The 25,171-nt window shown below is 63.3% G+C and carries 27 protein-coding genes; 8 read left to right on the top strand and 19 right to left on the bottom strand.

Features of this window, described 5'->3' with window-relative positions; genetic code table 11:
• Positions 1–4: 4 nt before the first annotated feature.
• Positions 5–958 (top strand): alpha/beta fold hydrolase, encoded by a 954-nt coding sequence (locus QRN22_RS25470; RefSeq protein ID WP_042556681.1) that lies wholly within the window; start codon positions 5–7, stop codon positions 956–958.
• A gap of 55 nt (positions 959–1,013) precedes the next feature.
• Here QRN22_RS25470 and QRN22_RS25465 read toward each other — a convergent pair whose 3' ends face one another.
• A complete protein-coding gene (locus QRN22_RS25465; protein ID WP_042556682.1) occupies positions 1,014–1,760 on the bottom strand; it encodes a sulfite exporter TauE/SafE family protein in 747 nt (248 codons plus the stop codon).
• 88 nt (positions 1,761–1,848) lie between these two features.
• On the opposite strand from QRN22_RS25465, the gene QRN22_RS25460 reads away from it, so the two are divergent.
• Positions 1,849–2,805: a LysR family transcriptional regulator gene (locus QRN22_RS25460; protein WP_042556683.1), complete on the top strand. Its 957-nt coding sequence runs from the start codon at positions 1,849–1,851 to the stop codon at positions 2,803–2,805.
• A 10-nt stretch (positions 2,806–2,815) separates the two neighbouring features.
• Here QRN22_RS25460 and QRN22_RS25455 read toward each other — a convergent pair whose 3' ends face one another.
• Positions 2,816–3,745, bottom strand: coding sequence for an electron transfer flavoprotein subunit alpha/FixB family protein (locus tag QRN22_RS25455; protein ID WP_042556684.1), 930 nt, complete (start codon positions 3,743–3,745; stop codon positions 2,816–2,818).
• A complete protein-coding gene (locus tag QRN22_RS25450; protein WP_042556685.1) occupies positions 3,746–4,495 on the bottom strand; it encodes an electron transfer flavoprotein subunit beta/FixA family protein in 750 nt (249 codons plus the stop codon).
• Between the two features lie 313 nt (positions 4,496–4,808).
• Here QRN22_RS25450 and QRN22_RS25445 point away from each other — a divergent pair, with 313 nt between their 5' ends.
• Complete coding sequence (locus QRN22_RS25445) at positions 4,809–6,473, top strand: electron transfer flavoprotein-ubiquinone oxidoreductase (protein ID WP_042556686.1); 1,665 nt, start codon at positions 4,809–4,811, stop codon at positions 6,471–6,473.
• A gap of 181 nt (positions 6,474–6,654) precedes the next feature.
• Here the strand turns inward: QRN22_RS25445 and QRN22_RS25440 are convergent, their stop codons facing one another.
• The 3 genes from QRN22_RS25440 to QRN22_RS25430 all read right to left on the bottom strand — a co-directional run bounded on the left by QRN22_RS25440 (position 6,655) and on the right by QRN22_RS25430 (position 8,608).
• Positions 6,655–7,221 (bottom strand): DUF1285 domain-containing protein, encoded by a 567-nt coding sequence (locus tag QRN22_RS25440; RefSeq protein ID WP_042556687.1) that lies wholly within the window; start codon positions 7,219–7,221, stop codon positions 6,655–6,657.
• A gap of 42 nt (positions 7,222–7,263) precedes the next feature.
• On the bottom strand, positions 7,264–7,869 hold the full coding sequence (locus tag QRN22_RS25435) for a DUF4823 domain-containing protein (protein WP_042556688.1): 606 nt from the start codon (positions 7,867–7,869) through the stop codon (positions 7,264–7,266).
• A gap of 100 nt (positions 7,870–7,969) precedes the next feature.
• A complete protein-coding gene (locus tag QRN22_RS25430; protein WP_027906448.1) occupies positions 7,970–8,608 on the bottom strand; it encodes a TetR/AcrR family transcriptional regulator in 639 nt (212 codons plus the stop codon).
• Between the two features lie 74 nt (positions 8,609–8,682).
• Here QRN22_RS25430 and QRN22_RS25425 point away from each other — a divergent pair, with 74 nt between their 5' ends.
• Entirely contained in the window at positions 8,683–9,816 is a 1,134-nt protein-coding gene (locus QRN22_RS25425; RefSeq protein WP_042556689.1) for an aminotransferase class V-fold PLP-dependent enzyme, read from the top strand.
• 219 nt (positions 9,817–10,035) lie between these two features.
• Here the strand turns inward: QRN22_RS25425 and QRN22_RS25420 are convergent, their stop codons facing one another.
• The 13 genes from QRN22_RS25420 to QRN22_RS25360 all read right to left on the bottom strand — a co-directional run bounded on the left by QRN22_RS25420 (position 10,036) and on the right by QRN22_RS25360 (position 20,215).
• Entirely contained in the window at positions 10,036–10,818 is a 783-nt protein-coding gene (locus tag QRN22_RS25420) for a TatD family hydrolase (protein WP_042556690.1), read from the bottom strand.
• A gap of 92 nt (positions 10,819–10,910) precedes the next feature.
• On the bottom strand, positions 10,911–11,267 hold the full coding sequence (locus QRN22_RS25415; protein ID WP_042556691.1) for a PilZ domain-containing protein: 357 nt from the start codon (positions 11,265–11,267) through the stop codon (positions 10,911–10,913).
• Between the two features lie 34 nt (positions 11,268–11,301).
• Positions 11,302–12,288: a DNA polymerase III subunit delta' gene (locus tag QRN22_RS25410; protein ID WP_042556692.1), complete on the bottom strand. Its 987-nt coding sequence runs from the start codon at positions 12,286–12,288 to the stop codon at positions 11,302–11,304.
• Positions 12,281–12,913, bottom strand: a complete 633-nt coding sequence (gene tmk / locus QRN22_RS25405; protein ID WP_042556693.1) for a dTMP kinase — start codon at positions 12,911–12,913, stop codon at positions 12,281–12,283. Before tmk ends, QRN22_RS25410 begins: the two co-directional genes overlap by 8 nt.
• The gene (mltG, locus tag QRN22_RS25400) at positions 12,910–13,974 is read right to left on the bottom strand and encodes an endolytic transglycosylase MltG (RefSeq protein WP_042556694.1); all 1,065 of its coding nucleotides are present in this window, start codon (positions 13,972–13,974) and stop codon (positions 12,910–12,912) included. The genes tmk and mltG overlap by 4 nt, the downstream gene beginning before the upstream one ends.
• 3 nt (positions 13,975–13,977) lie before the next feature.
• A complete protein-coding gene (gene pabC, locus QRN22_RS25395) occupies positions 13,978–14,790 on the bottom strand; it encodes an aminodeoxychorismate lyase (protein ID WP_042556695.1) in 813 nt (270 codons plus the stop codon).
• Positions 14,790–16,034: a beta-ketoacyl-ACP synthase II gene (gene fabF / locus QRN22_RS25390; protein ID WP_042556696.1), complete on the bottom strand. Its 1,245-nt coding sequence runs from the start codon at positions 16,032–16,034 to the stop codon at positions 14,790–14,792. Before fabF ends, pabC begins: the two co-directional genes overlap by 1 nt.
• 213 nt (positions 16,035–16,247) lie before the next feature.
• Positions 16,248–16,484 carry an acyl carrier protein gene (gene acpP / locus QRN22_RS25385; protein ID WP_003245177.1) on the bottom strand — a complete coding sequence of 79 codons (237 nt, stop codon included), beginning with the start codon at positions 16,482–16,484 and terminating at the stop codon, positions 16,248–16,250.
• Positions 16,485–16,676: 192 nt separating this feature from the next.
• Positions 16,677–17,420 (bottom strand): 3-oxoacyl-ACP reductase FabG, encoded by a 744-nt coding sequence (fabG, locus tag QRN22_RS25380; RefSeq protein WP_042556697.1) that lies wholly within the window; start codon positions 17,418–17,420, stop codon positions 16,677–16,679.
• Between the two features lie 14 nt (positions 17,421–17,434).
• Complete coding sequence (fabD, locus tag QRN22_RS25375) at positions 17,435–18,373, bottom strand: ACP S-malonyltransferase (protein ID WP_042556698.1); 939 nt, start codon at positions 18,371–18,373, stop codon at positions 17,435–17,437.
• A 99-nt stretch (positions 18,374–18,472) separates the two neighbouring features.
• Positions 18,473–19,489 carry a phosphate acyltransferase PlsX gene (gene plsX / locus QRN22_RS25370; RefSeq protein WP_042556699.1) on the bottom strand — a complete coding sequence of 339 codons (1,017 nt, stop codon included), beginning with the start codon at positions 19,487–19,489 and terminating at the stop codon, positions 18,473–18,475.
• A gap of 3 nt (positions 19,490–19,492) precedes the next feature.
• Positions 19,493–19,675, bottom strand: a complete 183-nt coding sequence (rpmF, locus tag QRN22_RS25365) for a 50S ribosomal protein L32 (RefSeq protein ID WP_025167420.1) — start codon at positions 19,673–19,675, stop codon at positions 19,493–19,495.
• Between the two features lie 12 nt (positions 19,676–19,687).
• Complete coding sequence (locus QRN22_RS25360; protein ID WP_042556700.1) at positions 19,688–20,215, bottom strand: YceD family protein; 528 nt, start codon at positions 20,213–20,215, stop codon at positions 19,688–19,690.
• Positions 20,216–20,326: 111 nt separating this feature from the next.
• Here QRN22_RS25360 and QRN22_RS25355 point away from each other — a divergent pair, with 111 nt between their 5' ends.
• The 4 genes from QRN22_RS25355 to QRN22_RS25340 all read left to right on the top strand — a co-directional run bounded on the left by QRN22_RS25355 (position 20,327) and on the right by QRN22_RS25340 (position 24,560).
• On the top strand, positions 20,327–20,905 hold the full coding sequence (locus tag QRN22_RS25355) for a Maf family protein (protein ID WP_042556701.1): 579 nt from the start codon (positions 20,327–20,329) through the stop codon (positions 20,903–20,905).
• Between the two features lie 277 nt (positions 20,906–21,182).
• Complete coding sequence (locus QRN22_RS25350; protein ID WP_197077073.1) at positions 21,183–22,127, top strand: aliphatic sulfonate ABC transporter substrate-binding protein; 945 nt, start codon at positions 21,183–21,185, stop codon at positions 22,125–22,127.
• Positions 22,128–22,225: 98 nt separating this feature from the next.
• On the top strand, positions 22,226–23,149 hold the full coding sequence (locus QRN22_RS25345) for a sulfurtransferase (protein WP_042556703.1): 924 nt from the start codon (positions 22,226–22,228) through the stop codon (positions 23,147–23,149).
• Between the two features lie 253 nt (positions 23,150–23,402).
• Entirely contained in the window at positions 23,403–24,560 is a 1,158-nt protein-coding gene (locus QRN22_RS25340) for a YeeE/YedE family protein (RefSeq protein WP_231570247.1), read from the top strand.
• Positions 24,561–25,171 lie beyond the last annotated feature (611 nt).

Here is a 25,171-nt window from a genome sequence, read left to right as displayed (position 1 = left end):
CCGCATGAAGAAAATGATTCTCGCCGTATTCGTCGTCATCGCCCTCGCCGCAGGCGCGGTGCTCTACCTGTCGCCCGCGGCGCAATTGACGGCCTATCAATCCATCGAGCAGTGGCGCGCCGGGCTGCACGAGCGCAGCGTCAGCGTCAACGACCTGAACGTCAGTTATTACGAAGGTGGCCCGCAAGGTGCCGAGACCGTGCTGCTGGTTCACGGTTTCGGTGCCGACAAGAGCACCTGGCTGTGGTTCGCCCGGGATCTAACCGAGCGCTATCACGTGATTGCCGTGGACCTGCCCGGCTTCGGCGACAGTGGCCGGCCGCACGGCAGCTACGATGTCGGCACCCAGGCCGAGCGCCTGGCAGCCTTTGTCGATGCACTGTCGATAAGACGCCTGCATCTGGTTGGCCACTCCATGGGCGGGCATATCGCAGCGCTCTATGCGGCCCGCTACCCGGAGCAGGTCACCAGCCTGGCCCTGATGGCCAATGCCGGCATCGATGCGCCACGGCGTAGCGACTTCTTTCGAGGTCTGGAGGAGCGCGGCGACAACCCCCTTGTGGTGGAAAGCACGCTGCAGTTCGATCAGCTCCTCGACTGGCTGTTCGTCGCCCCGCCCCAGTTGCCGGAGCGCATCCATCAGTACCTGGCGCAACGTGCCGTCGACGACAGCGCCCATCAGCGCGTGGTTTTCGACCACCTGCGCCAACGCTACCTGCCCCTCGAGCCCGAACTGCCACGAATCAGCGCCCCCACGCTGCTGCTCTGGGGCGATCAGGATCGCATTCTGGACGTATCCAGCATCGAGGTGATGAAGCCGCTGCTGGCAGACCCGAGCGTAGTGATCATGAAGGGCTGCGGTCACGCGCCGATGCTCGAGCGCCCCGAAGAAACCGCGGCCCAGTACCTGCAATTCGTCGGTACCCATGGGGCACAGGCCACGGCCACGAAACAGTAGCCGGACGCGTAACCAGCCTGTTCCGGCGAGACAGCGAATGGATCGTCTCCTGCCGTCAGAAGAAAGGCCGCGAGATCAGCTCGAGCCCCAGAATCAGCAGAAACCACAGGAAGCACAGACGGAAATGCCTTGGACTCAGGCGCGCACGAATCGACTGCCCCAGCCACATCCCCAGCAGCGCCGGGATGACCGCCAGCGAAGACACACCCAACTGGTCGACGCGAAAGGCTCCCTGCAACAGCAAACCGCCCGCCAGCGCCAGGGTCGACACCGTGAAGGACAGGCCTAGCGCCTGCACCAGTTCGTCCTTGCTCAGGCGCAGCGCCTGCAGATAGGGAACCGCGGGCATCACGAAAACCCCGGTGCCCCCGGTGATCAGCCCAGTGACGATCCCCACCAGCGGCGACAGCGTTCGCTCCCATCGCGCGGGTACCGAGACGGCCGGAGACACCAGGGCATAGCTGGCGTAGGCCAGCAGCGCGCACCCCAGCCCGAAGGCAGACCAGGATGGATCGACCCGCACCAGCAGTGCCGTACTGCTCAGGGTGCCCAGCAGGATACCCAGCGCCATCGGCCACAGGCGGCGCAACAGACTCACCGTCGCCGGGCCCGCCAGGCTCTGCCAGAGGTTGCTGACCAGCGAGGGGATGACCAGCAGGGCCGCAGCCGCCGCTGGCGACATGAAGGTCACCAGCAGGCCCATGGCAACCGTGGGCAGGCCCATGCCCGTCACGCCCTTGACCACTCCGGCCACGAGGAAGATCAACATCAGCGGTAGCAACAGGGACAAGGATTCGTTCATGCGCCCATTTGGCCTGTCAGAGCGCTTTCGCACAATCAGGATCTTTCATCGTATCCTCTGGTTTTTCCGAAGGCTGAGGAGCGCTGACATGCGACCGGATCTGGCCGACCTGCGCCTCTTCCTGTGCGTGCTGGAGGCGGGCAGCATCACCCGCGGTGCAACCCTGGCGAACCTTGCCCTGGCCTCGGCCAGCGAGCGGCTGCGCAACCTCGAGCGCGATGCAGGTGTGCCGCTGCTACTGCGCCTGCCGCGGGGCGTAGCGCCGACCGAAGCAGGTGAAGCTCTGGCGCACCATGGCCGCCTGATCCTCGACCAGCAGTCGCTGCTTCAGGACGAGTTGCGTGACTTCGCCAACGGCGCGCGGGGCACACTGCATCTGTATGCCAATACCGCGGCGCTGACCGACTTCCTCCCTCCCCGACTCGCTCCCTGGTTGGCCCAGCGCCCAGGGCTGCACCTCGAACTCAAGGAGCGCACCAGCGCCGAGATCGTCGGGCTCATCGGCAGCGGCCTGGCCGAAGCCGGTATCGTGTCCGACGCCGTCGAGGCCCAGGGCCTGCACATGCAGCCTGTGGCGAAGGATCATCTGGTTCTGATCATGCCCACCGAGCACCGCCTGGCAGACCAGACCACGCTGCAACTGGCCGATGTGCTCGACGAGCCCTTCGTCGGCCTGGCAGCAGGTAATGCCTTGCAGGACCACATCCTCGATCACGCCCGCTCGGCTGGCGGTGAGCTGACCCTGCGCATTCGCCTGAAAACCTTCGAGGGCCTGTGCCAGATGGTCGCCCATGGTGTCGGCCTGGGCATCGTCCCGCTGACCACCGCCAGCCGCTACCGGCGCCGCCACGGATTGCGGACGGTATCCCTGAGCGATGACTGGGCACGCCGTCAGTTGTGCCTCTGCTTCGGTTACTGGCAGGCGCTGTCCCCGCCCATGCGCAGCCTGCTCCTGCACCTTGGCGTCACCGCCGAAGCCGCCCTTGCCCGAGGGCTGGCAGGCAATAAAAAACCCGCTCGAATGAGCGGGTTCTCTGGGTGCTGAAACAGCTGGATCAGACCAGCTTTTCCAGCTCCGGGACGGCTTCGAACAGATCGGCGACCAGGCCATAGTCGGCAACCTGGAAGATCGGTGCTTCTTCGTCCTTGTTGATCGCGACGATCACCTTGGAGTCCTTCATGCCAGCCAGGTGCTGGATGGCACCGCTGATGCCCACCGCGATGTACAACTGCGGGGCGACGATCTTGCCGGTCTGGCCGACCTGCATGTCGTTCGGCACGAAACCGGCGTCGACCGCGGCACGGGAAGCACCGACCGCTGCGCCGAGCTTGTCGGCCAGGGTGTACAGGTGCTTGAAGTTGTCGCCGTTCTGCATGCCGCGGCCACCGGAGACCACGATCTTGGCAGCGGTCAGTTCCGGACGATCGGACTTGGCCAGCTCCTCACCGACGAACGCCGACTTGCCGGCATCGCCGCCCGCCGAAACGTTCTCGATGGCAGCGGAACCGCCTTCGGCCGCCACGGCGTCGAAACCGGTGGCACGCACGGTGATCACCTTCACGGCTGCGGAGGATTGCACGGTAGCGATGGCGTTACCGGCGTAGATCGGACGCTTGAAAGTGTCCGGGCTCTCCACGGAGACGATCTCGGAGATCTGGTCGACGTCCAGCTGTGCAGCGACGCGCGGCAGGATGTTCTTGCCGTTGCTGGTGGCGGCAGCCAGGACGTGGCTGTAGGCCTTGCCGAGCTCGGCAACCAGCGGCGCGACGTTTTCCGGCAACTGATGAGCGAATGCGGCATTGTCGGCAACCAGCACCTTGGCGACGCCAGCGATCTTGGCAGCCGCTTCAGCGGCAGCGCCAACGCCCTGGCCGGCGACCAGTACGTGGATGTCACCACCGATGGCCTGTGCGGCAGCGACGGTGTTGAGGGTCGCTGGTGCCAGCGCGGAATTGGTGTGTTCAGCGATAACCAGGATAGTCATTTAGATCACCTTCGCTTCGGTTTTCAGTTTCTCGACCAGTTCGGCAACCGACTTGACCTTGATACCCGCACCGCGTGCAGCTGGCGCTTCGACCTTGATGGTCTTGACGGTGGAGGCAGTGGAAACGCCCAGCGCGTCAGGGGTCAGGGTTTCCAGCGGCTTTTTCTTGGCCTTCATGATGTTCGGCAGCGAGGCGTAACGCGGCTCGTTCAGGCGCAGGTCGGTGGTGACGATGGCCGGCAGGTTCAGCGCAACGGTTTGCAGACCGCCGTCGATCTCACGGGTGACGTTGACCTTGTCGCCGCTGACTTCCACCTTGGAGGCGAAGGTACCCTGGGCGTAGCCGGTCAGCGCAGCCAGCATCTGGCCGGTCTGGTTGTTGTCGCTGTCGATGGCCTGCTTGCCGAGGATGACAAGCTGCGGCTGCTCCTTGTCGACCACTGCCTTGAGCAGCTTGGCGACCGCCAGGGAGTTCAGCTCTTCGGCCGACTCGACCAGCACGGCGCGATCGGCGCCCAGTGCCAGTGCGGTACGCAGTTGTTCCTGCGCCTGGGCAGGGCCGATGGAGACGACCACGATTTCACTGGCGACGCCCTTCTCTTTCAGGCGCACGGCCTCTTCAACGGCGATTTCGCAGAAAGGGTTCATCGACATCTTGACGTTGGCAAGATCGACGCCACTGTTGTCCGGTTTGACGCGAACCTTGACGTTGTAATCGACCACTCGTTTGACAGCTACAAGAACCTTCATGGATTCCTCGTTACTCTCCGGTGAATAGGAATGTCGCCAGAAGCGAGCATGCGGGTGATGCAGACAAGCAGACACCATAGCTCAGGCGGCGAGCGCAAAACCGCCCGTATCTTGACCGTCACACCTGGCTCGGTCAATACGCCCTGGCTGCGAGCCATTCGTGTTGTAGCTCGATTCTAGCAGGCCTACAGAAAATTCAAACAAACGTTTGTATTGGCCCTAATCGAGGCTGGCTATATACTGCGCGAGCGTGCCTTGGGAAGGTTGCTGGCTCGCCATGAAAAATTAGAGAGCCTTGATGAGGAGATAGCCCGTGGAACGCGAATTTATGGAGTTCGACGTCGTCATCGTCGGCGCTGGCCCTGCCGGCCTGTCCGCCGCTTGCCGTCTGAAGCAGAAGGCCGCCGAGGCTGGCCAGGAAATCAGCGTCTGCGTGGTCGAGAAAGGCTCCGAAGTGGGTGCCCACATCCTTTCCGGCGCGGTCTTCGAGCCACGCGCCCTGGACGAACTGTTCCCCGACTGGAAGGAACTGGGCGCGCCGCTGAATACGCCGGTCAAAGGCGACGACATCTACGTGCTGAAAGATGCCGACAGCTCCGTCAAGGTTCCGGGCTTCTTCGTGCCCAAGACCATGCACAACGAAGGCAACTATATCATCTCCCTCGGCAATCTGTGCCGCTGGCTGGCCCAGCAGGCGGAGAATCTCGGCGTGGAAATCTACCCGGGCTTCGCCGCTCAGGAAGCGCTGATCGATGAAAGCGGTGTGGTTCGCGGCATCGTCACCGGCGACCTGGGCGTCGACCGCGAAGGCAACCCCAAGGAAGGCTATTACACCCCCGGCATGGAACTGCGCGCCAAGTACACGCTGTTCGCCGAAGGCTGCCGTGGCCACCTTGGCAAGCAACTGATCAAGAAGTACAACCTCGACAGCGAAGCCGACGCCCAGCACTACGGCATCGGTATCAAGGAAATCTGGGACATCGACCCGAGCAAGCACCAGCAAGGCCTGGTGGTGCACACAGCCGGCTGGCCGATGGACATCATGGGCACCGAGAACACCGGCGGCTCCTTCCTCTATCACCTGGAAAACAACCAGGTGGTGGTCGGCCTGATCATCGACCTGTCCTACGCGAACCCACACCTGTCGCCGTTCGACGAGTTCCAGCGCCTCAAGCACCACCCGGTATTCAAGCAATACCTGGAAGGCGGCAAGCGTGTCGCCTACGGCGCCCGCGCCATTGCCAAGGGCGGCCTGAACTCGCTGCCAAAGATGGTATTCCCAGGTGGCGCCCTGATCGGCTGCGACCTCGGCACCCTCAACTTCGCCAAGATCAAGGGCAGCCACACCGCCATGAAATCCGGCATGCTGGCTGCCGAGGCCATCGCCGAGGCCCTGGCCGCTGGCCGTCAGGGTGGCGACGAGCTGGGCAACTATGTCGACGCCTTCAAGGCCAGCTGGCTGTACGACGAACTGTTCCGCAGCCGCAACTTCGGCGCGGCGATCCACAAGTACGGCGCCGTGGTCGGTGGCGGCATCAACTGGGTCGACCAGAACCTGTTCGGCGGCAAGCTGCCCTTCACCCTGCACGACGACAAGCCGGACTACGCCTGCCTCAAGCCTGCGGCCCAGAGCAAGAAGATCGACTACCCGAAACCGGACGGCAAGCTCAGCTTCGACAAACTGAGCTCGGTGTTTCTGTCCAACACCAACCACGAAGAGGAGCAGCCCTGCCACCTCAAGCTGGCCGACCCGAGCATTCCGATCGACAAGAACCTGCCGCTGTACGACGAACCGGCGCAGCGCTACTGCCCGGCCGGCGTGTACGAAGTGGTCGCCAACGACGATGGCAGCAAGCGCTTCCAGATCAACGCGCAGAACTGCGTGCACTGCAAGACCTGCGACATCAAGGACCCGGCCCAGAACATCACCTGGGTGGCGCCGGAAGGGACGGGTGGGCCTAACTACCCCAACATGTAAGGATCTGCGCACAATCTGCTGCGCGTCGGCCCTGCGGCGTTTAAAACAGGCTCGGAATGCTCATTTACAACTCGTAAACTCCGCTTCCTCGCCTGTTTTTGCCTTGCAGGGCTCTAGCTCGCTAGATCGTGCACAAATCCTGACTATTGAAAGGCTCCCACGGGAGCCTTTTTCATGGGCCCTATTCCAGCGGCCCGATGGGAAAGAACACGCCACCACTCCACACGCCCAGCCATGGCTGGCCGTCGATTTCACGGGTTTGCGCCAACTCGACCAACTGGTAGAAAACGTTGCGATGGATCAGCGCGTCCAGGTTGGCGCGCACGTGCACGTAGGGCGATGGTTCCTGAGTCTGCGCGTCCAGCTCGACCCGCAACGGATGCTCATCACCCGCCTCGACCTCGTCGCCGACATTGCTGACGAAGCGCAGCACCTGCCCTTCACCCTGCCCCGTCACCTGCAGGGAGATTGCCACGAAAGGCGCGTCATCGACCTTGATGCCGACCTTCTCTACCGGCGTGACCAGAAAGTAGTCGTCGCCATCACGGCGAATGATCGTCGAGAACAGCCGCACCATGGCTGGCCGACCGATGGGCGTACCCATGTAGAACCATGAGCCGTCGCGGGCGATACGCATATCGATATCGCCGCAGAAATCGGGATTCCACAGATGCACCGGCGGCATGCCCTTGCTGCCTGCTGGCGGAATCTGCGCCAGCAGATCGCCGGCCTTGTCGCGTTCACTCATTACCCTTCCTCACGCTCCGAGGAGCACCAGGCGGCAGTGCCCTCAACGACTGAATCCGAGCAGTGTACGCGCATAATCCTCGAGCGGCGCCCGGATCAGGTCTTCGGGCCTGGCGTCGTAGAACGTCAGGAATCCGCCACGACTGTGAATTCGCGCGGTGTCCACCAGATAGCGGGTGTTGGTTTCGATCAGCATCAACTGCAGCACGCTGCGGTCGGTACCGAGGCGATCGAAGGCCTCCTGATCTTCCCACTCCTCCATGGTGCCGATGCGGTCATCGGCATAGGCGAAACGGGTGTAGAGCAGATAGTGGGCACCGGCGGCGCGGGCTTCGCCCAGCGCCTCATCCAGGCCGACAGGCGCCTTGGCGCGACGTACCATGGGAAAGTATTCGACGAAACCGCGGAACGCTTCCTCGGCCACCACATTGGGCCGCGGATAGGCGTGCTTGCCACTTGGCGCGAAGTGGCCCTGAGCGATGTAGATGAACGAGTCACCCTGCAGCCGCCAGGACGCCGAGCGCCGCACCTTGCTGTGATCCAGCACGCCAGCATCACGCAGGTGGTAGGTGGCGCCATCGGCCATGTCGCTGACATTCATGCAGCCAGCGAGGCTCAGCAATAGGGCCAGGGCGAACAGATTACGCATGTGAACTCTCCCGAGACCGGCGACGGAAAACCGGCGAATGACTGCTCCAAGCAGGTTTCGCGCCAGTCGGCTCACTCGTCGCCCGAATCGGCCGGAGGGGTCAGGCGGGAGGCGTCTCGCTGTCTCGCTTGCGCTTGTTGCCCATGCGCACGCCGATATCCATCAGGAACTGGAAGAAGCCTTCCTGATCTTCCAGCACATTGCTCCAGAACGGCGAGTGATAGAGCGCCACGGCCCCATGCACCAGTGCCCAGGCAGCGCAATAGTGGAAGTACGGGGGTACGTCTTCGAGCTTGCCCTCGGCGATACGCCCCTTAATCAACTGGGTGAGGCGCTCGAAGTTGGAGGCGCGGATGCTGTGCAGCTGCTCCACCAGCTCAGGTACCTGATTGCCCTTGACCACCTTCTCTTCCAGGCGATCGAACAGCCGGTAGCGTTGCGGGTCGCGCATGCGGAATTCGAAATAGGCCCGCGACAGCGCTTCCTTGTCACGGTCGATATCGGACGAATGCAGCAACTCGTTCAGATCACGCTCGTAGTCGAGCATCAGCCGCAGGTAGATCTCCGCCTTCGACTTGAAATGCTTGTAGATGGTGCCTTTGCCGATACCCACGGCGTCGGCAATCATCTCCACGGTCACGCTGTCCTCGCCCTGCTCGAGGAAGAGTTTCAGAGCAATGTCGAGAATCTCCTGCTCGCGGCGGCGAAACTCACGGATCTTGCGGGGTTCTTTCTGCATAAGGAAATGACAAGGTCGTAATTCAAGTCCGGTATTATGCCTAACTAACGCCAAATTGCACGGATCACGCGCTCATGAATGCCATCATCGACGAGTTTCCCCAACCGGACGATCTCTACTACCTGAACCACGCTGCGGTCGCCCCCTGGCCGGCACGCACCGCACGGGCCGTAGAACGCTTCGCCCGGGAGAACATCACCACCGGCGCCCGTGATTATCCGCAATGGCTGGAAACAGAACGGCGCCTGCGCGAGCGCCTGGCGCGCCTGCTCAACGCCCCCTCGCGAGCCGACATCGCGCTGCTCAAGAACACCTCGGAAGCCCTGTCGTTCGTGGCCTTCGGTCTGGACTGGCGCGACGGTGACCAGGTCATCATCAGCACCGAGGAGTTCCCATCCAACCGCATCGTCTGGGAAGCGCTGCGCCCGCAGGGCGTTGAAGTCGTCCAGGTCGACCTGCAGGACGGCGATGCCGAAAGCGCCCTGCTCGCCGCCTGTACGCCGCGCACCCGCCTGATGGCCATCAGTGCGGTGCAATACGCCAGCGGTTTGCGCCTGGACCTCGATCGCCTGGGAGCCGGCTGCAGGCAGCGCGGCGTTCTGCTCTGCGTCGATGCCATCCAGCAGCTGGGTGCCATGAGCATGGATGTGCAAAGCAGTGGCTGCGCCTTTGCCATGGCCGACGGCCACAAGTGGTTGCTCGGCCCTGAAGGCCTGGGCGTGTTCTATTGCCGTCAGGACCTGCGCGAGCAGTTGACCCTGCACGAATACGGCTGGCACATGCTCGAGCACGCTGGCGACTACGACCGTGACGACTGGCAGCCGGCCCGCAGCGCCAGACGCTTCGAATGCGGCAGCCCCAACATGCTCGGCGCCATGGCGCTGGAAGCGAGCCTTTCGCTGCTCGAGGAGGTCGGCATGGCACACGTCGAGCAGGCGGTGCACGAGCGCGTGCAGTGGCTGCTCGACGGCCTGCGGGACATCCCGGGGGTGCAGATGCGCAGCATCGTCGAGCGCGAAAAGCGCGCCGGCATCCTGACTTTCGCCATGGATGGCTGGGATAATCGCGCGTTGCACGAACGTCTCAAGCGCGAACAGATCATCTGCGCTCAGCGCGGTGGGGGTATCCGCTTGTCGCCGCACTTCTACACCGAGCCGCGGATCATCGAGCACACCCTGAAGCTGCTGCGTCAGCTTGCCAGCGAATAAGCACTCAGCAGCGGGAAAAGTATTCCAAATCCGTTTAAAGGCGGGGATGGACGTCTGCCGCACATGGCCAATACTTCAGATACCGGTGCGACATACCCCCCCAAGTGTCGCAGCGGCCGGAGTGCCGAGGACCGCGCACTTCGCTTGACTCCTAAAGGTCTTGACCCGGCTTCTGCGCGAAACCGGGTTTTTTTTGCGCGCGATCCCGGTGGCGACGACTCAGGCCACCCGGGCCAGCGGGAACAGGCGCTTGAAGTTCTCCCCCGTCTGCCGCGCCAGCTCTTCGTAACTGACACCACGCAACACCGCCAGGTACTCGGCGACATCACGCACGTACTCCGGCAGGTTTGGCTTGCCACGATGGGGAATGGGCGCCAGATAAGGGGAATCGGTCTCCACCAGCAGGCGATCGGCGGGCACCTGACGGGCGACTTCGCGCAACGCATCGGCATTGCGGAAGGTGACGATACCGGACAGCGAAATGTAGAAGCCGATATCCAGGGCCGCCCTGGCCATCTCCCAGTCCTCGGTAAAACAGTGCAGCACGCCGCCCTGGGGCAGCGCCGCCTCGCGCAGAAGCGCCAGGGTGTCGGCACGGGCCTCGCGGGTATGCACGATCACCGGTTTGCCGGTGATCTGAGCGGCTTGCAGGTGCAGGCGGAAAGCCTCCTGCTGCAGCTCAGCCGCTTCCGGTTCGTAGTGATAGTCCAGGCCGGTTTCACCGATGGCGACCACCCCTGGGTGGTCCAGCTCGGTGAGCAGCCAGTCCAACGCCGGTGCGCTGCCTGGCTCGAGATCGAGCGGATGGATGCCGACGGAGCAGTCGACGTCGGCGTAGCGCTGCGCCAATTCGCGTACGGTGGCAGCGTTATCGGCACTCACGCCAATGCACAGGAAGTGGCCGACACCACGAGCGCGGGCGGCTGCCAGGGCTTCGTCCAGCGAACCGCCGCGGGCGGCCAGGTCGAGACGATCGAGGTGGCAGTGGGAATCTATGAGCATAAATCAGAGCCTCGAGCGGCAAGCGTGGCGACGCACGGGATCAGGCAGACAGCGAGGCCTGCCGATCATCCGTGACCACCTGCTTGCCGTCGTTACATCGTATGGGTGGGGCGATCGGACTTGAGGGCGCCTGCCAGGTAGGTCTCGATCTTGTTGCGGGCGGTGTTGTCACCCTCGTTGAACTGTACGCCCACGCCTGCAGCGCGGTTGCCCTGGGCGCCCTTCGGAGTGATCCACACCACCTTGCCGGCGACCGGGATCTTTTCCGGCTCGTCCATCAGGTTGAGCAGCATGAACACTTCATCGCCGAGCTTGTAGCTCTTGTTCGTGGGAATGAACAGGCCGCCATTCTTGATGAAGGGCATGTAGGCGGCATAGAGCACGGATTTGTCCTTGATGGTCAGGGACAGGATGCCGTTACGGGGCCCCAGATTGGGTGGCAAGCTCATGCGTGATTCCTGATGTCGAAACGTGGTCTCGATTCTAGCCCGGTCCAGGCAGGCTTGCCCACTGCACCAGCAAGGCTTCGAGAAGCAGAACACGGTTGAGGTTGGCCTTGCCCAGCACTTTCTGCCGCTGCTGCAGCAACCACTCCTGAATATTCAACACTTTGCCCTGGGGCGCTTTCTGCGCCAGGTACTGCACGACCTTGCTCATGTCCGTCGGGCCTAGCCCCTGTTCGTCCTGGGTCAGCTGGTAGCGCAGGATCAAATGAGCCCAGTCACAGAACCAGTCGAACAGCAGCGGCAGGGGCACGGCGTTCCAGCTCTCGGCCAGCTGGCTGGCGGAAATCTGCTGCTTGTGCAGCTTCTTCACGCCTTCGGCGACCAGCGCACGCTGCTCACGCACGCCTTGTGCCTGCAGCCTGACCGCTGCCAGCGGCGAACCTGCAGCCAGGTACAGCAGCTCGCGGATTTCCTGCTCGGAAGTGCCCGGCAGCGCCTCGCTCAACCACTGCAAGCTCACCGCTTCGCTGGGCAGCGGGCAGGCCTGCTGTACGCAACGGCTCTTGATGGTCGGCAGCAGACGGCTCGGCTGGTGACTGATCAACAGCAGCACGGTGTCGCCCGAAGGCTCCTCCAGGCTCTTGAGCAAAGCGTTGGCGGCGTTCAGGTTCATCGCCTCGGCAGGCTCGATGAGAATCACCTTGCGCCCCCCGAGCTGCGCCGTCTGCACCACGAAATTGACCAACGCACGCACCTGATCGACCTTGATCGGTTTGTCGGCCTCTTCCGGCTCGAGCACGTAGTTGTCCGGGTGGCTGCCGGCAGCCAGCAGATGGCATGACTTGCACTGCCCGCAGGCCTGCTGCGCCACCGGCGACTTGCACAGCAACAGCGCCATCAGGCGCTCGGCCAGCGCCCGCTTGCCGATGCCAGCGGGGCCATGCAGCAGGTAGGCGTGGGCATGTTGCGCGCGCCCGGCGAGTTGCTGCCAGAGCTCCGCCTGCCAGGGATAGACATCAGCCACGCTGCAGCTCCAGCAATTGCGGCAGCAGCGCATCGAGGTCACGTTGCACGGCCTCGAGCGATTGGGCGGCATCGAGAATGCGATAGCGCGCCGGCTCGGCCCTGGCCCGCTGCAGGTAGGTACTGCGCACAGCTTCGAAGAAATCGCGACCTTCCTGCTCGAAGCGGTCCAGACGGCCACGGGCAGCCGCCCGTGCCAGGCCGACCTCGACCGGCAGATCGAACACCAGAGTCAGATCCGGGCGCAGCGCACCCTGAACGAAATTCTCCAGCTGGGCGATGCGCTGCACATCCAGGCCACGACCCCCGCCCTGATAGGCGTAGGTCGCATCGGTGAAGCGGTCACACAGCACCACCGCACCACGCTGCAGAGCCGGCACGATCACCTGGGCCAGATGCTGGGCGCGTGCCGCGAACACCAGCAGCAGCTCGGTATCGCTGGCCATGCGTTCGTCACTGGGCGCCAGCAGCAGCTCGCGTACTCGCTCGGCCAGCGGGGTGCCGCCGGGTTCGCGGGTCAGCAGCACATCGACGCCCTGCTCGCGCAACAGCGCCGCCAGGTACTCCCGATTGGTGCTCTTGCCGGCGCCCTCGGGGCCTTCCAGGGTGATAAACAAGCCGCTCACTGGTTGTCCTTATCGCTGTTCTGGGGAGTTGGCGCAGGGCTGGAACGGTAGTCCGCACGGCGCTTCAACTGATATTCACGGACGGCACGGTTGTGCGCGTCGAGGGTTTCCGAAAAGACGTGGCTACCGTCGCCACGGGCGACGAAGTACAGGGTCTTGCCCGGCACGGGGTGCAGCGCCGCATTGATCGCCTCACGGCCGACCAGGGCAATGGGCGTCGGCGGCATGCCGTCGATGGTATAGGTGTTGTAGGGCGTTGGCTCACGCAGATGGGCACGCGTGATGCGCCCCTGGTAGCGTTCACCGAGGCCGAAGATAACCGTCGGGTCGGTCTGCAGGCGCATGCCGGTGGCCAGGCGCCGCACGAACACCCCGGCGATTTCGCCACGTTCCTCGGGCACGCCGGTTTCCTTCTCGATCATCGAGGCCATGATCAGCGCCTCGTAGGGATCCTTGTAAGGCAGAGAATCGGCGCGGTTCGCCCACTCTTCGTCGAGTACCACCTGCAGACGCTTGTGAGCCTGCTTGAGCAGATCCACATCGCTCATACCGCGTACATAGCGGTAAGTATCGGGGAAGAAGCGCCCCTCGGGGTTGAGGCCCGGCAGGCCAAGCTTGGCCATCAGCTCGGCATCGCTCAGCTCACTGAGGGTCAGTTCCAGCTTGTCCTGACGCGCCAGCGCTGCACGCACCTGACGAAAGCTCCAGCCCTCCACCAGGGTCAGGCTGTACTGCACCACTTCCCCCCGACGCCACAGGTCGAGCAGATCACGCGCGCGCAGGTCGGGGGTCAGGCGGTATTCACCGCTGTGCAGCGGCTGGCCCTGCAGGTTGAAGCGCCAGTACAGGCGCAACCACAGTGCACCGTCGATCACACCGTCCGCTTCCAGGCGATTGAGCACGCCACCAGGCGTGGCACCGACAGGCACTTCGATCAGGCGCTCCTCACCGAGCGCCAGAGGCTGCTCGAGGGCGCGGTGCTGTTGCCAGGCCACGAAGCCCAGGGTGAGACCGGCCAGCACCACGGCAATTTCCAGCAGCAACAGTAATTTGCGAATCACGAATCAGCAGTCCAGTAGATGACGAGCAATGCCCTGCAGTTTACGGGTGAGCGGCCCGACCGGCCAGTGACGGCCTTGCAACTCGCGGACCGGCCACACGCCGTACAGGCTGTTGCAGAGAAAGACTTCATCCGCGGCCAGCAGTTCGTCCATCTGCACATCGCCCACCTGGCAGCTGACACCCAGGGCCTGCGCCTGCTCCAGCAGCTCGGCACGCATCACCCCGGCCACGCCGCAGCGGCTCAACTCGGGAGTCGAGAGCACGCCATCACGCACCAGGAACAGATTGCTGAACACCGCCTCGACCACCCGCCCCGACACATCGCGCATCAATCCTTCAGCGTGCTCGGCGTCCTGCCACTCGGCGCGGGCCAGTACCTGCTCCAGGCGATTGAGGTGCTTGAGGCCGGCCAGCAGCGGCTGCTCGGCGAGGCGGGTTTCACAGGGAAACAGGCGAATACCGTTGTCGCCGTGCTGCGGCGGGTAAGCCGGCATGGCGCCAGCCTGAAGGATGTGTCGTGGTGATCCGGCAGATGGAGCGTACCCCCGCTGGCCATCACCGCGGGTGACGATCAGCTTGGCAACGCCCTGCCCCAGCTCGGCACAGAAGGCCGACAGCTCGCTGCGCAGGCGCGCGGCATCCAGATCGATGCGCAGCCGTGCACAGCCTGCCGTAACCCGTGCCAGGTGGCGCTCCAGCAGTACCGGGCGACCGCCCTGCACGGCCATGGTCTCGAACAGGCCGTCACCGTAGGCCAGGCCGCGGTCCACGAGGGGCAGCGACGTGGCCAGCCGGCCATCGACCCAGGTGAGCATCAATCAGCGTACCGGCGGAATACCAGCGAGCCATTGGTACCACCGAACCCGAAGGAGTTGGACAGCGCCACCTCGATCGGCATCTTGCGTGCTTCGTGCGGCACGAAGTCCAGGTCACAGCCCTCGTCCGGCTCATCCAGATTGATGGTCGGCGGTGCTACCTGATCACGCAGGGCCAGCACACTGAAGATCGCCTCCACCGCCCCCGCTGCACCCAGCAGGTGACCGGTCATCGATTTGGTCGAGCTGACGGCCAGGGCGTGAGCATGATCGCCGAACACCGACTTGATCGCCGCCACTTCGGCCTTGTCGCCAGCCGAGGTCGAGGTGCCGTGGGCGTTGATGTATTGCACGTCCGACGGCTGAACACCCGCATCGCGCAGAGCGTTGGCCATGCAGCGCGCCGCACCGGCACCGTCTTCGGGTGGCGAGGTCATGTGGAAGGCGTCGCCGCTCATGCCGAAACCGATCAGCTCGGCGTAGATGGTCGCGCCACGGGCCTTGGCGTGTTCGAGCTCCTCGAGCACCAGTGCTCCGGCGCCGTCGGACAGCACGAAGCCATCACGTCCCTTGTCCCACGGGCGGCTCGCCTTGGTCGGCTCCTCGTTGCGGGTGGACAGTGCGCGAGCCGCTCCGAAGCCGCCCATGCCCAGACCACAGGCAGCCATTTCGGCACCGCCGGCGATCATCACGTCGGCCTCGCCATAAGCGATGTTGCGCGCCGCCATGCCGATGCAGTGGGTACCCGTGGTACAGGCGGTGGCGATGGCGTAGTTGGGGCCCTGCAGACCCAGGTGGATCGACAGGAAACCGGAAATCATGTTGATGATCGAGCCAGGCACGAAGAACGGCGAAATACGCCGCGGCCCTTGCTCCTGCAACGACTTGCAGTTGTTCTCGATGTTGGTCAGGCCGCCGATGCCGGAGCCCATGGCCACACCGATACGATCACGATTGGCGTCGGTGATTTCCAGGCCGGCATCGCGCGCCGCCTGAAAGCTGGCCGCCAGACCGTACTGAATGAATAGGTCGAGCTTGCGCGCCTCTTTGGCGGACAGATACGGCTCGACATCGAAATTCTTTACCGAACCACCAAAGCGAGTGGAAAAGGCGGAAAGATCCGTGTGTTCGATCAGGCCGATGCCACTGCGGCCGGCCAGAATGCCCTGCCAGCTGCTCGGCACATCGTTACCCAGCGGCGACAACATGCCCATACCGGTAACCACGACGCGTCTACGCGACACAGCAATCTCCTCTTATCAGGTTTTTCGACGCCTCGATGCACCTGGCAAGCCTTTGCCCAGGCATTGATCATCTGGCGATTGGCTCGGCGTGCAGTTTCACCCGAGCGAAAAAACGCCGCTGGCGTTTCTCTTGAATCTACAGCGAGCCGTCAAAGAAAAGCCGCACGCCTTTACAGACGTGCGGCTTTTCCAATTCGGGAAGCGACGAACTGCTTACTGAGCGTGAGCAGTAACGTAGTCGATTGCTTCCTGAACAGTGGTGATCTTCTCGGCTTGTTCGTCCGGGATCTCGGTCTCGAATTCTTCTTCGAGAGCCATCACCAGCTCAACGGTGTCAAGAGAGTCGGCACCCAGGTCTTCAACGAAGGAAGCGCTGTTGGTTACTTCTTCTTCCTTCACGCCCAGTTGCTCGGCAACGATTTTCTTGACGCGTTCTTCGATGGTGCTCACGTGTTGTCACTCCTATTGGACAAATCCAGCCAGCTGGTTGTGCCGGCAAGTGTATAGAAAGGGTTTTCGGCTTTTCAAGCTGAAAGCCGATGGCGGCCACGGAAATACCTCGACGACCCTTCATGCAAACCAGCAATTTTGCTACCAAGTTTGTATCGGATCGAAGACGTTCGCCGATGGCATCGCCCGTATTCAGCTCATGTACATCCCGCCGTTCACAGGGATAGTAGCCCCTGTGACGTAAGCTGCACCATCGGAAGCGAGGAAAGAAACCACGTTAGCGATCTCTTGCGCCTGCCCCAAACGGCCCAGCGGAATCTGTGTCAGCAGCGCTTCGCGCTGCGCTTCCGGCAATTCACGGGTCATATCGGTGTCGATGAAACCCGGTGCCACCGCATTGACGGTAATCGAACGCGAACCAACCTCACGGGCCAGCGCACGACCGAAACCTTCGAGGCCAGCCTTGGCCGCTGCGTAATTCACCTGGCCAGCGTTGCCCATGGCACCCACCACCGAACCGATGTTGATGATACGCCCGAAACGCGCCTTGGTCATGCCGCGCAGCACAGCCTTCGACAAACGATAGAGGCTGTTGAGGTTGGTATCGATGACGTCATACCACTCGTCGTCTTTCATGCGCAGCATCAGGTTGTCGCGGGTGATGCCGGCATTGTTGACCAGCACCAGAACCTGACCGAAATCCTTCTGGATCTTTTCCAGGGTGGCCGCGACGGATTCGTCGTTGCTCACGTTGAGCATCAGGCCAGTGCCTTCGATGCCGTTTTCCTTGAGGGTAGCGGCGATGCGCTCGGCACCGGCCTCGGACGTAGCGGTACCGATGACCACGGCACCCTGACGACCCAGCTCCAGGGCGATCGCCTGGCCAATGCCGCGGCTTGCGCCAGTGACCAGTGCAACCTTACCTTGCAGACTCATAGCATTCTCCTAGTTCAGGCCAGTGCGGCGCGCGCAGCGGCAAAGGCCTCGGGGGTGTCGAGGTTGTGCGTGTTGACGCCCTTGACACAGCGCTTGTTCAGACCCGAGAGCACTTTGCCCGGGCCGCATTCGACCAGATCGGTGACACCGTGCTCGCCAAGGCGAACCATCGACTCGACCCAGCGTACCGGGCTGTACAGCTGAGCCAGCAGGTCGCGCTTGAGGGTGTCCAGATCGGCCACCACATCGGCGCTGACGTTCTGCACCAGCGGGATCTGCGGCGCCTGCCAGGCGATGGCGGCGACGGCTTCGGCGAAGCGCTCGGCAGCCGGACGCATCAGCTCGCAGTGCGACGGCACGCTGACCGGCAGCGGCAGCGCACGCTTGGCGCCACGGGCCTTGCAGGCCTCGACGGCGCGAGCCACGGCGGCCGCGGAACCGGCGATGACCACCTGACCAGGCGCGTTGTAGTTCACCGCGCTGACCACTTCGCCCTGTGCAGCTTCAGCGCAGGCAGCCTGCACGTCGGCATCTTCCAGACCGAGGATCGCTGCCATACCGCCCTGCCCGGCCGGCACGGCCTGCTGCATCAGCTGACCACGCAGTTCGACCAGTTTCACCGCTTCGGCGAAGCCGATGGAACCGGCAGCGACCAGCGCGCTGTACTCACCCAGGCTGTGCCCGGCGACGAACGCGGGGCGCGCGCCACGTTCCGCCAGCCACAGACGCCACAAGGCGATGGAAGCAGCCAGGATCGCCGGCTGGGTCTTGTCGGTCTGATTGAGCTGCTCTTCCGGGCCCTGCTGAGTCAGTGCCCACAGGTCATAGCCCAGGGCGCTCGAAGCTTCGCCGAAGGTATCGAGGATCAGCGCGTGCTCTGCGCCGTGTCCGGCCAACATGGTCAGCGCTTGCGAGCCCTGACCGGGAAAGACGAATGCGAGGGATGCAGACATGGAACGGTTCCCTTAGTGATCTTCTCGTCGAAAATTAACGCTCACCCTTCGGCAAGCGCTCGAAAACTGAAATTTTGGATGGCTGCCCATCGCAAGTGGTCACATATTACGGATCAAGTGCTCGATCCGACCACTCAGTCGCTGCGGCAAATTCTCCCGTACATCGGTCATTGCCCGGCGAATGGCGCTCTTTATACCATCCGGCCCGGCACTGCCGTGACTCTTCACCACGATGCCCTGCAAGCCGAGAAAACTCGCACCATTGTGCCGCGCAGGCGCCAGCTCGCCACGCAAACGACGCAGCAGCGGCAACGCCAGCAGACCCGCCACGCGCCCCAGCAGCGTGCTGCGAAACAGCGCCTCGAACCGCGACACCATCATGGTCACCAGCCCTTCGCTGGACTTGAGCAGCACATTGCCGACGAAACCGTCGCACACCAGCACATCGGCATCGCCGCGATACAACCCGTCGCCCTCGACGAAGCCGACATAGTTGAGCCCCTCGATGCCTTCGAGCAGCGCAGCGGCCTGCTTGACCTGCTGATTGCCCTTGGTTTCCTCGCTGCCGACATTGAGCAGACCCACCCGCGGCGACGCCATGCCCTGCACCTCGACAGCCACCGCCCCCATGATCGCGAACTGACAAAGATGCTCGGCCGTGCAGTCGACGTTGGCGCCCAGGTCGAGCAGATGGCAAACGCCATTGCGACTCGGAATGGCCGCGATCATCGCCGGCCGGTCAATACCCGGCAGGGTCTTGAGCACATGCCGCGACAGAGCCATCAGCGCACCGGTATTGCCCGCACTCACGCAGGCATGCGCCCGCCCGTCACGCACCATTTCCAGGGCCACGCGCATGGAGGAGTCCGGCTTGCCGCGCAGGGCCTGGCCTGGACGCTCGCCCATATCGATTGACTCGGCAGCATGCTCGATGCGCAGGCGCGAGTGATCGACACCGGGAATTCCAGCGATCAGGGTTTCGATAAGGGGGGCTTGGCCAACGAGGACCAGATGCAGCGAGGGGAACTCGGCCAGACAGGCGATGCTGGCTGGAACAATGCAGTGGGGACCGAAGTCCCCACCCATTGCATCAATCGCGATGATCGAAGCGGACAAGATTTACTCGTCAGCGCCCTTGTCGATCACTTTGCGACCACGGTAAACGCCTTCCGGCGATACGTGGTGACGCAGGTGAACTTCACCGGTGCTCTTCTCTACGGACAGAGCGTTACCCTCGAGCGCGTCATGCGAACGACGCATGTCACGGGCGGAACGGGATTTTTTGTTCTGCTGAACAGCCATACTAGTAAACTCCTAAACGTTTGGGTCACGCTTTAACTGTGCCAATACACTGAACGGGTTGGACCGCGTCACCCCGTCCTCGCTCGATTCGGGCTCATCAAGGCCCGCCGGCTGCTGGCAATCTTTCGGGTCATGAACCGGCACGATGGGCAAGGCGAGCAACAGCTCATCCTCGACCAATGCCAGCAGATCCAGAGGATCTTCACCCATTTCCAGTACGTCATAGCCTTGCGGCACGGACTGGGTATTCGCGCCTTCCTTCACCACAGCGTAATCACACTCGCTGAGGATCGGTAAGGTGACCTGATCCAGACAACGCTGGCAAACCATCTTGACTTCGACCTCCAGCTGGCTGTGTATGACCACAGCATGGCGCTCGTCACGCTCGAAGACGAACTTCGCGCGCACGTTGCCGCCATTATCGGCAAGAGGGTCGCAGAGCCGCGACAAATCGGCCAGCAGTAACTCACCCTGAAGGGTGGCACCACGATCGGCGAGTTTGCGTGGATCAACGTGAGGTGGAATCGGGCCATTTGACATAGGCGCCGCATTCTATGGATGCAACCGTGCGCTGTCAAAGGAAATTCCGCCTGTCCAGCCCCTTTGCCGACAGCTAGAATTCTCTGCCCATTGCACACGAGGTCAACGCCGATGTCATCCCTGGTTCTCGCCTCCAGCTCCCCCTACCGCCGCGAGCTGTTGAACCGTCTGCGCCAACCCTTCGAGTGGGCTGCGCCAAGTATCGATGAAGCACGCCGGCCTGACGAGTCCGCCGAGGCGCTGGTGCGTCGTCTGGCCAGGGAAAAAGCCCAGGCGCTGGCCGGGCGTTTCGCTTCGCACCTGATCATCGGCTCCGACCAGGTCGCCGTGCTCGATGGGCAGATACTCGGCAAACCCCACGATTACCAGCGCGCCCACGCACAAATCAGTGCGGCAAGCGGCAGGAGCGTCAGCTTTCTTACCGGCCTCGCGCTGCTCGACAGCCGCGACGGTTCCTGCCAGGTCGATTGCGTTCCTTATACGGTGCATTTTCGCACCCTGAGCGCAGAGCAGATAGAGCGCTATCTGAAAGCAGAAGAACCTTACGACTGCGCTGGCAGCTTCAAGGCCGAAGGCCTGGGCATCAGCCTGTTCCGCAGCACCGAGGGTGCCGACGTCAACAGCCTGATCGGCCTGCCCCTGATCCGCCTGGTCGAGATGCTCGACGTCGCCGGCTTACAGGTACCCTGAAATGCTTTCTTACAACTACTGAAACGCCAGGCTACGCCGTCTTCACGCCCCCACTCGGATACCGGCATTGCGCCAGCTCAAGGCTTTCAGGGCGGCGTGAATGCTGAAGCATCGGCCTGCCTGCAATTCTATCTAAGCTAATTCCTTTAAATTATTGGCCTCGTATTTTTTAGATCGCCTAGTTTGCCTCTACCGGATCACCGGACACCCTGCTGAACCCAGACCGTCCCGTGACCCGCCTCATCCGTGGCTGGCCACGCCATAGATGAGGCTTATCATGTCCCTGCTGCGCCCCATGCTGATCGCCGCCAGCCTGCTGCTCGCCCTGCCCCAGGCCCACGCTGAAAACCTGCGTATCGGCTACCAGAAGTCTTCGACCCTGATCAGCATCCTGAAAAGCCAGGGCACGCTGGAGAAGGCCCTGGCCGATCAGGACGTGACCATCAGCTGGCACGAATTTCCCAGTGGCCAGCCGCTGCTGGAATCCCTGAACGTCGGCAATATCGACCTGTCCGCCGACGTCGCCGATACCGTACCGGTATTCGCCCAGGCAGCCGGCGCCGAGCTCACCTACTTCGCCCAGGAAGCCCCCTCGCCGGGTGCCCAGGCGGTGATCGTGCGCGAAGACTCGCCGATCAAGACCCTGGCCGACCTCAAGGGCAAGCGAATTGCCGTCACCAAAGCCGCCGGTAGCCATTACCTGCTGATCGCCGCACTGGCCAAGGCCGGCCTCAAGTTCAGCGATATCCAGCCCGCCTACCTGACACCCGCCGACGGCCGCGCCGCCTTCGAGAACAAGCGCGTGGATGCCTGGGTGACCTGGGAGCCGTTCCTCAGCGGCGCCCAGCAACAACTGCCGACCCGCACCCTGGCCGATGGCGAGGGCCTGGCGGACTACCAGCGCTATTACCTGACCAGTACCCGCTTCGCCAAAGCCAACCCCAAGGTGCTGGAAATCGTATTCGCCGAGCTGGAAAAGACCGGCGACTGGGTACGCAGCAACCCTCGTGAAGCCGCCGAGCTGCTCGGCCCGCTGTGGGGCAACCTGGACCCGGCCATCGTCGAGAAAGCCAACGCACGCCGCAGCTATCAGGTTCGCGCCGTGCTGCCGGGCAGCCTCAACGAGCAGCAGAAGATCGCCGACGCCTTCTACAAGGAAGGCCTGCTGCCCGCGCCAGTGGATGCCGTGGACGTCGCCACCTGGGCACCAGAGAAGCGCTGACAGCAGGGCGCATCGCAGGGAGGGCCAGGACGATCAATAAGAACTGCCACGACACAGCCCCAACAACGCCTATCGCATCAGATGAAAAGGAGCCTCACATGCACATTCGTTCCCTGTTCGGCGCCGGCGTGATCGCCGTCGCCAGCCTGCTTTCAGCGCCCACCTGGGCGGCCAGCGAGTTTCTGGTCAGCACCGACTGGCTGGAGAAGAACCTCGACAATCCTAAAGTACGCATCATCGAAGTCAGCGTGGTGCCTGGCGTGTATGAGCGCGGCCATATTCCCGGCGCGGTCAACCTGGCCTGGCACAGCGACCTCGTCGATCCGGTGAAACGTGACATCGCCAGCCAGGAAGCCCTGCAGAGCCTGCTGCGCAAATCCGGTGTTTCGAACGACACCACCACCATTCTCTACGGCGACAACAACAACTGGTTCGCCGCCTGGGGCGCCTGGGTGTTCGATGTCTACGGCGTGGAGAACGTGAAGCTGCTCGATGGCGGGCGAGTCAAATGGGAAGCGGAAAAACGCACCCTGAGCAACCGCGCCAGCAGCCCGGGCAACGGCAACGTCACCCTCAAGGCTGCCAACAAGGAGCTGCGCGCCTTCCTGCCGGACGTACTGGCCTCCGCGGAAAAACGCAGCGACGCGCAACTGGTGGATATCCGTTCCGCCGACGAATACAACGGCAAGGTCTTCGCCCCGCAGGGCGTTCAGGAACTGGCCGTGCGCGCCGGCCACGTGCCGGGCGCCGTCAACGTTCCATGGGGCCAGGCAGTCGCTGCCGACGGCACCTTCAAGTCCGCTGAAGAGCTGAAGAAAGTCTACGCCGCCGTGGGCATCGACGGCAGCAAGCCGATCATCACCTACTGCCGTATCGGCGAGCGCTCCAGCCACACCTGGTTCGCCCTGAAGAAAATCCTCGGCTACGACGTGCGCAACTACGACGGCTCCTGGACAGAATACGGCAATGCCGTCGGCGTACCCGTGGTCAACGTCGCCGGCACGGTCTGGGGCGGCAAGTAACCCTCGGCAGAACACCCTTTGACGGGGCGGACGCGCCAGGCATGGCGTCCGCTCCTTTTTCATGGCCTGCCATCCATGGCGACCACCCTACGGGCCGTCGCAAGCGACGTTAAAAATCGCTCCCGCCGATTTTTCATGGGCGTCCTCGACGGGTCCCGTAGCCCGGTGTCGAGCGAAGCGATACCCGGGATCAGCCCCGGTCATTACCTGCCCGATTCCACCCAACGGACAACCGTCAATGGAGCGACCTCACATGCCCACCTTGCGTACTGGCAGCGCCACCCTGATTCTGTTCGCCCTGGCCACAGCCGCCTGGTTGCTGGCCACGCCGAGCAACGAGGGGCGGGCGCTGAGCTTTTCGCTGCTGGCAGGCGGCCTGTTCGGCGTGCTGCTGCAACGTTCGCGCTTCTGCTTCTTCTGCGTCAGCCGCGATTTCATCGAGCGCCGCGACCCGAGCGGGCTGCTCGGCATTCTCGCCGCCCTGGCGGTCGGCACCCTGGGCTATCACGCGGCCTTCGGCGCTTTCCTGCCGGACCCAACCAATGGCCGCTTGCCGCCGGATGCCCACATCGGCCCGCTGAGCTGGGTACTGGCGCTGGGCGCCACCCTGTTCGGCCTCGGCATGGCAATTTCCGGGTCGTGCATCAGCGCCCACCTGTACCGTTTAGGCGAAGGCGCCATGGCCTCGGTGCTGGCTCTGCTCGGTGCACTGGTGGGGTTCTTTTTAGGCTTTCTGAGCTGGAACACCCTGTACCTGGCGAGCATTCAGGAGGCACCGGTGATCTGGCTGCCGGCTCAGCTCGGTTATGGCGGCTCGTTGCTGCTGCAACTGGCGCTGCTGGGCGGCCTGGCGCATCTGCTGCTGCGCTACCGCAAGGATCAGGAACCCCGGCAAGCGCAAGATGGCCTGCGTGAGCTGCTGTTCGGCGCACGCTGGCCAACCTGGGTTGGCGGCATCCTCATCGGCACACTGGCGCTGGCGGCCTACCTGCGCGTCGGCCCGCTGGGCGTCACCGCCGAGCTCGGCAGCCTGTCGCGCACCGCCGCCAATGGCCTGGGCTGGCTGCCCGAACGCCTGGAAGGCCTGGACGGATTTTCCGGTTGCGCCACGGTGGTGAAAGAAACCCTGCTGTCGAACAATGGCCTGTTCATTCTCGGGCTGGTCCTCGCCGCCTGGGCCAGTGCCCTGCTCGCCGGCGATTGCGCACCGCGCTGGCCAGGCGCCCGGGAAGCGCTGCGCAACGTGGTCGGGGGCATACTGCTCGGTATGGGCGGCATGCTCGCACTCGGCTGCACCGTCGGCACCCTGCTCTCCGGCATCATGGCCGGCGCCGCCTCCGGCTGGCTGTTCGCCGTGTTCTGCTTCATCGGCCTGATCGCCGGGCTGCGCCTGCGCAAGGTGATTGGCTAACGACAAAACCGCAATCGTGAAATCCTGCAGGGTGGGTCACGCTCTATCGACCCACCAGGCCATTCAATGCCGATGGTGGCTGGCGACATCGATACGCCCTTGAACTGCGCTCCGAGCGGGGATCGCAATGGTGGATGAAAAGAGCGCCGGCCACGCGCCCCGATCCACCCTACGGGCTGAAGCCCACCCTACTTCCCAGGGGCATGAACCGTAGGGTGGCGCTTTAGCCCACCAAAGCCATTCAACGCCGACGGTGGCTGGCTGTTTAAAGCATGCGGTTCGGGGCTTTGGGCTGTGGGCGTTGTCGGTGGTGGGCTGAAGCCCACCCTACTTTCCAGGGGCATGAACCGTAGGGTGGCGCTTTAGCCCACCAAAGCCATTCAACCCGATGGTGGCTGGCTGTTTAAAGCATGCGGTTCGGGGCTTTGGGCTGTGGGTGTTGTCGGTGGTGGGCTGAAGCCCACCCTACTTCCAAGGGGCATGAACCGTAGGGTGGCGCTTTAGCCCACCAAAGCCATTCAACACCGACGGTGGCTGGTGGCTCAGAGCATGCGATTCGGAGCTTCGGGCTGTGGGCGTTGTCGGTGGTGGGCTGAAGCCCACCCTACTTC

It is taken from the genome of Pseudomonas sp. MEJ086 (assembly GCF_030209025.1).
Classification (GTDB): domain Bacteria; phylum Pseudomonadota; class Gammaproteobacteria; order Pseudomonadales; family Pseudomonadaceae; genus Aquipseudomonas; species Aquipseudomonas fulva_A.
The sequence above is the reverse complement of the archived record's forward strand: the minus strand, read 5'-3'. Positions and strand labels throughout refer to the sequence as shown.

Excerpts from the sequence above, each read along its gene's own strand:
- QRN22_RS25470 (WP_042556681.1), top strand. The coding sequence starts at position 5 with ATGAAGAAAATGATTCTCGCCGTATTCGTCGTCATCGCCCTCGCCGCA.
- QRN22_RS25465 (WP_042556682.1), bottom strand. The coding sequence starts at position 1,760 with ATGAACGAATCCTTGTCCCTGTTGCTACCGCTGATGTTGATCTTCCTC.
- QRN22_RS25460 (WP_042556683.1), top strand. The coding sequence starts at position 1,849 with ATGCGACCGGATCTGGCCGACCTGCGCCTCTTCCTGTGCGTGCTGGAG.
- QRN22_RS25455 (WP_042556684.1), bottom strand. The coding sequence starts at position 3,745 with ATGACTATCCTGGTTATCGCTGAACACACCAATTCCGCGCTGGCACCA.
- QRN22_RS25450 (WP_042556685.1), bottom strand. The coding sequence starts at position 4,495 with ATGAAGGTTCTTGTAGCTGTCAAACGAGTGGTCGATTACAACGTCAAG.
- QRN22_RS25440 (WP_042556687.1), bottom strand. The coding sequence starts at position 7,221 with ATGAGTGAACGCGACAAGGCCGGCGATCTGCTGGCGCAGATTCCGCCA.
- QRN22_RS25435 (WP_042556688.1), bottom strand. The coding sequence starts at position 7,869 with ATGCGTAATCTGTTCGCCCTGGCCCTATTGCTGAGCCTCGCTGGCTGC.
- QRN22_RS25430 (WP_027906448.1), bottom strand. The coding sequence starts at position 8,608 with ATGCAGAAAGAACCCCGCAAGATCCGTGAGTTTCGCCGCCGCGAGCAG.
- QRN22_RS25425 (WP_042556689.1), top strand. The coding sequence starts at position 8,683 with ATGAATGCCATCATCGACGAGTTTCCCCAACCGGACGATCTCTACTAC.
- QRN22_RS25420 (WP_042556690.1), bottom strand. The coding sequence starts at position 10,818 with ATGCTCATAGATTCCCACTGCCACCTCGATCGTCTCGACCTGGCCGCC.
- QRN22_RS25415 (WP_042556691.1), bottom strand. The coding sequence starts at position 11,267 with ATGAGCTTGCCACCCAATCTGGGGCCCCGTAACGGCATCCTGTCCCTG.
- pabC (WP_042556695.1), bottom strand. The coding sequence starts at position 14,790 with ATGCTCACCTGGGTCGATGGCCGGCTGGCCACGTCGCTGCCCCTCGTG.
- fabG (WP_042556697.1), bottom strand. The coding sequence starts at position 17,420 with ATGAGTCTGCAAGGTAAGGTTGCACTGGTCACTGGCGCAAGCCGCGGC.
- fabD (WP_042556698.1), bottom strand. The coding sequence starts at position 18,373 with ATGTCTGCATCCCTCGCATTCGTCTTTCCCGGTCAGGGCTCGCAAGCG.
- rpmF (WP_025167420.1), bottom strand. The coding sequence starts at position 19,675 with ATGGCTGTTCAGCAGAACAAAAAATCCCGTTCCGCCCGTGACATGCGT.
- QRN22_RS25360 (WP_042556700.1), bottom strand. The coding sequence starts at position 20,215 with ATGTCAAATGGCCCGATTCCACCTCACGTTGATCCACGCAAACTCGCC.
- QRN22_RS25355 (WP_042556701.1), top strand. The coding sequence starts at position 20,327 with ATGTCATCCCTGGTTCTCGCCTCCAGCTCCCCCTACCGCCGCGAGCTG.
- QRN22_RS25350 (WP_197077073.1), top strand. The coding sequence starts at position 21,183 with ATGTCCCTGCTGCGCCCCATGCTGATCGCCGCCAGCCTGCTGCTCGCC.
- QRN22_RS25345 (WP_042556703.1), top strand. The coding sequence starts at position 22,226 with ATGCACATTCGTTCCCTGTTCGGCGCCGGCGTGATCGCCGTCGCCAGC.
- QRN22_RS25340 (WP_231570247.1), top strand. The coding sequence starts at position 23,403 with ATGCCCACCTTGCGTACTGGCAGCGCCACCCTGATTCTGTTCGCCCTG.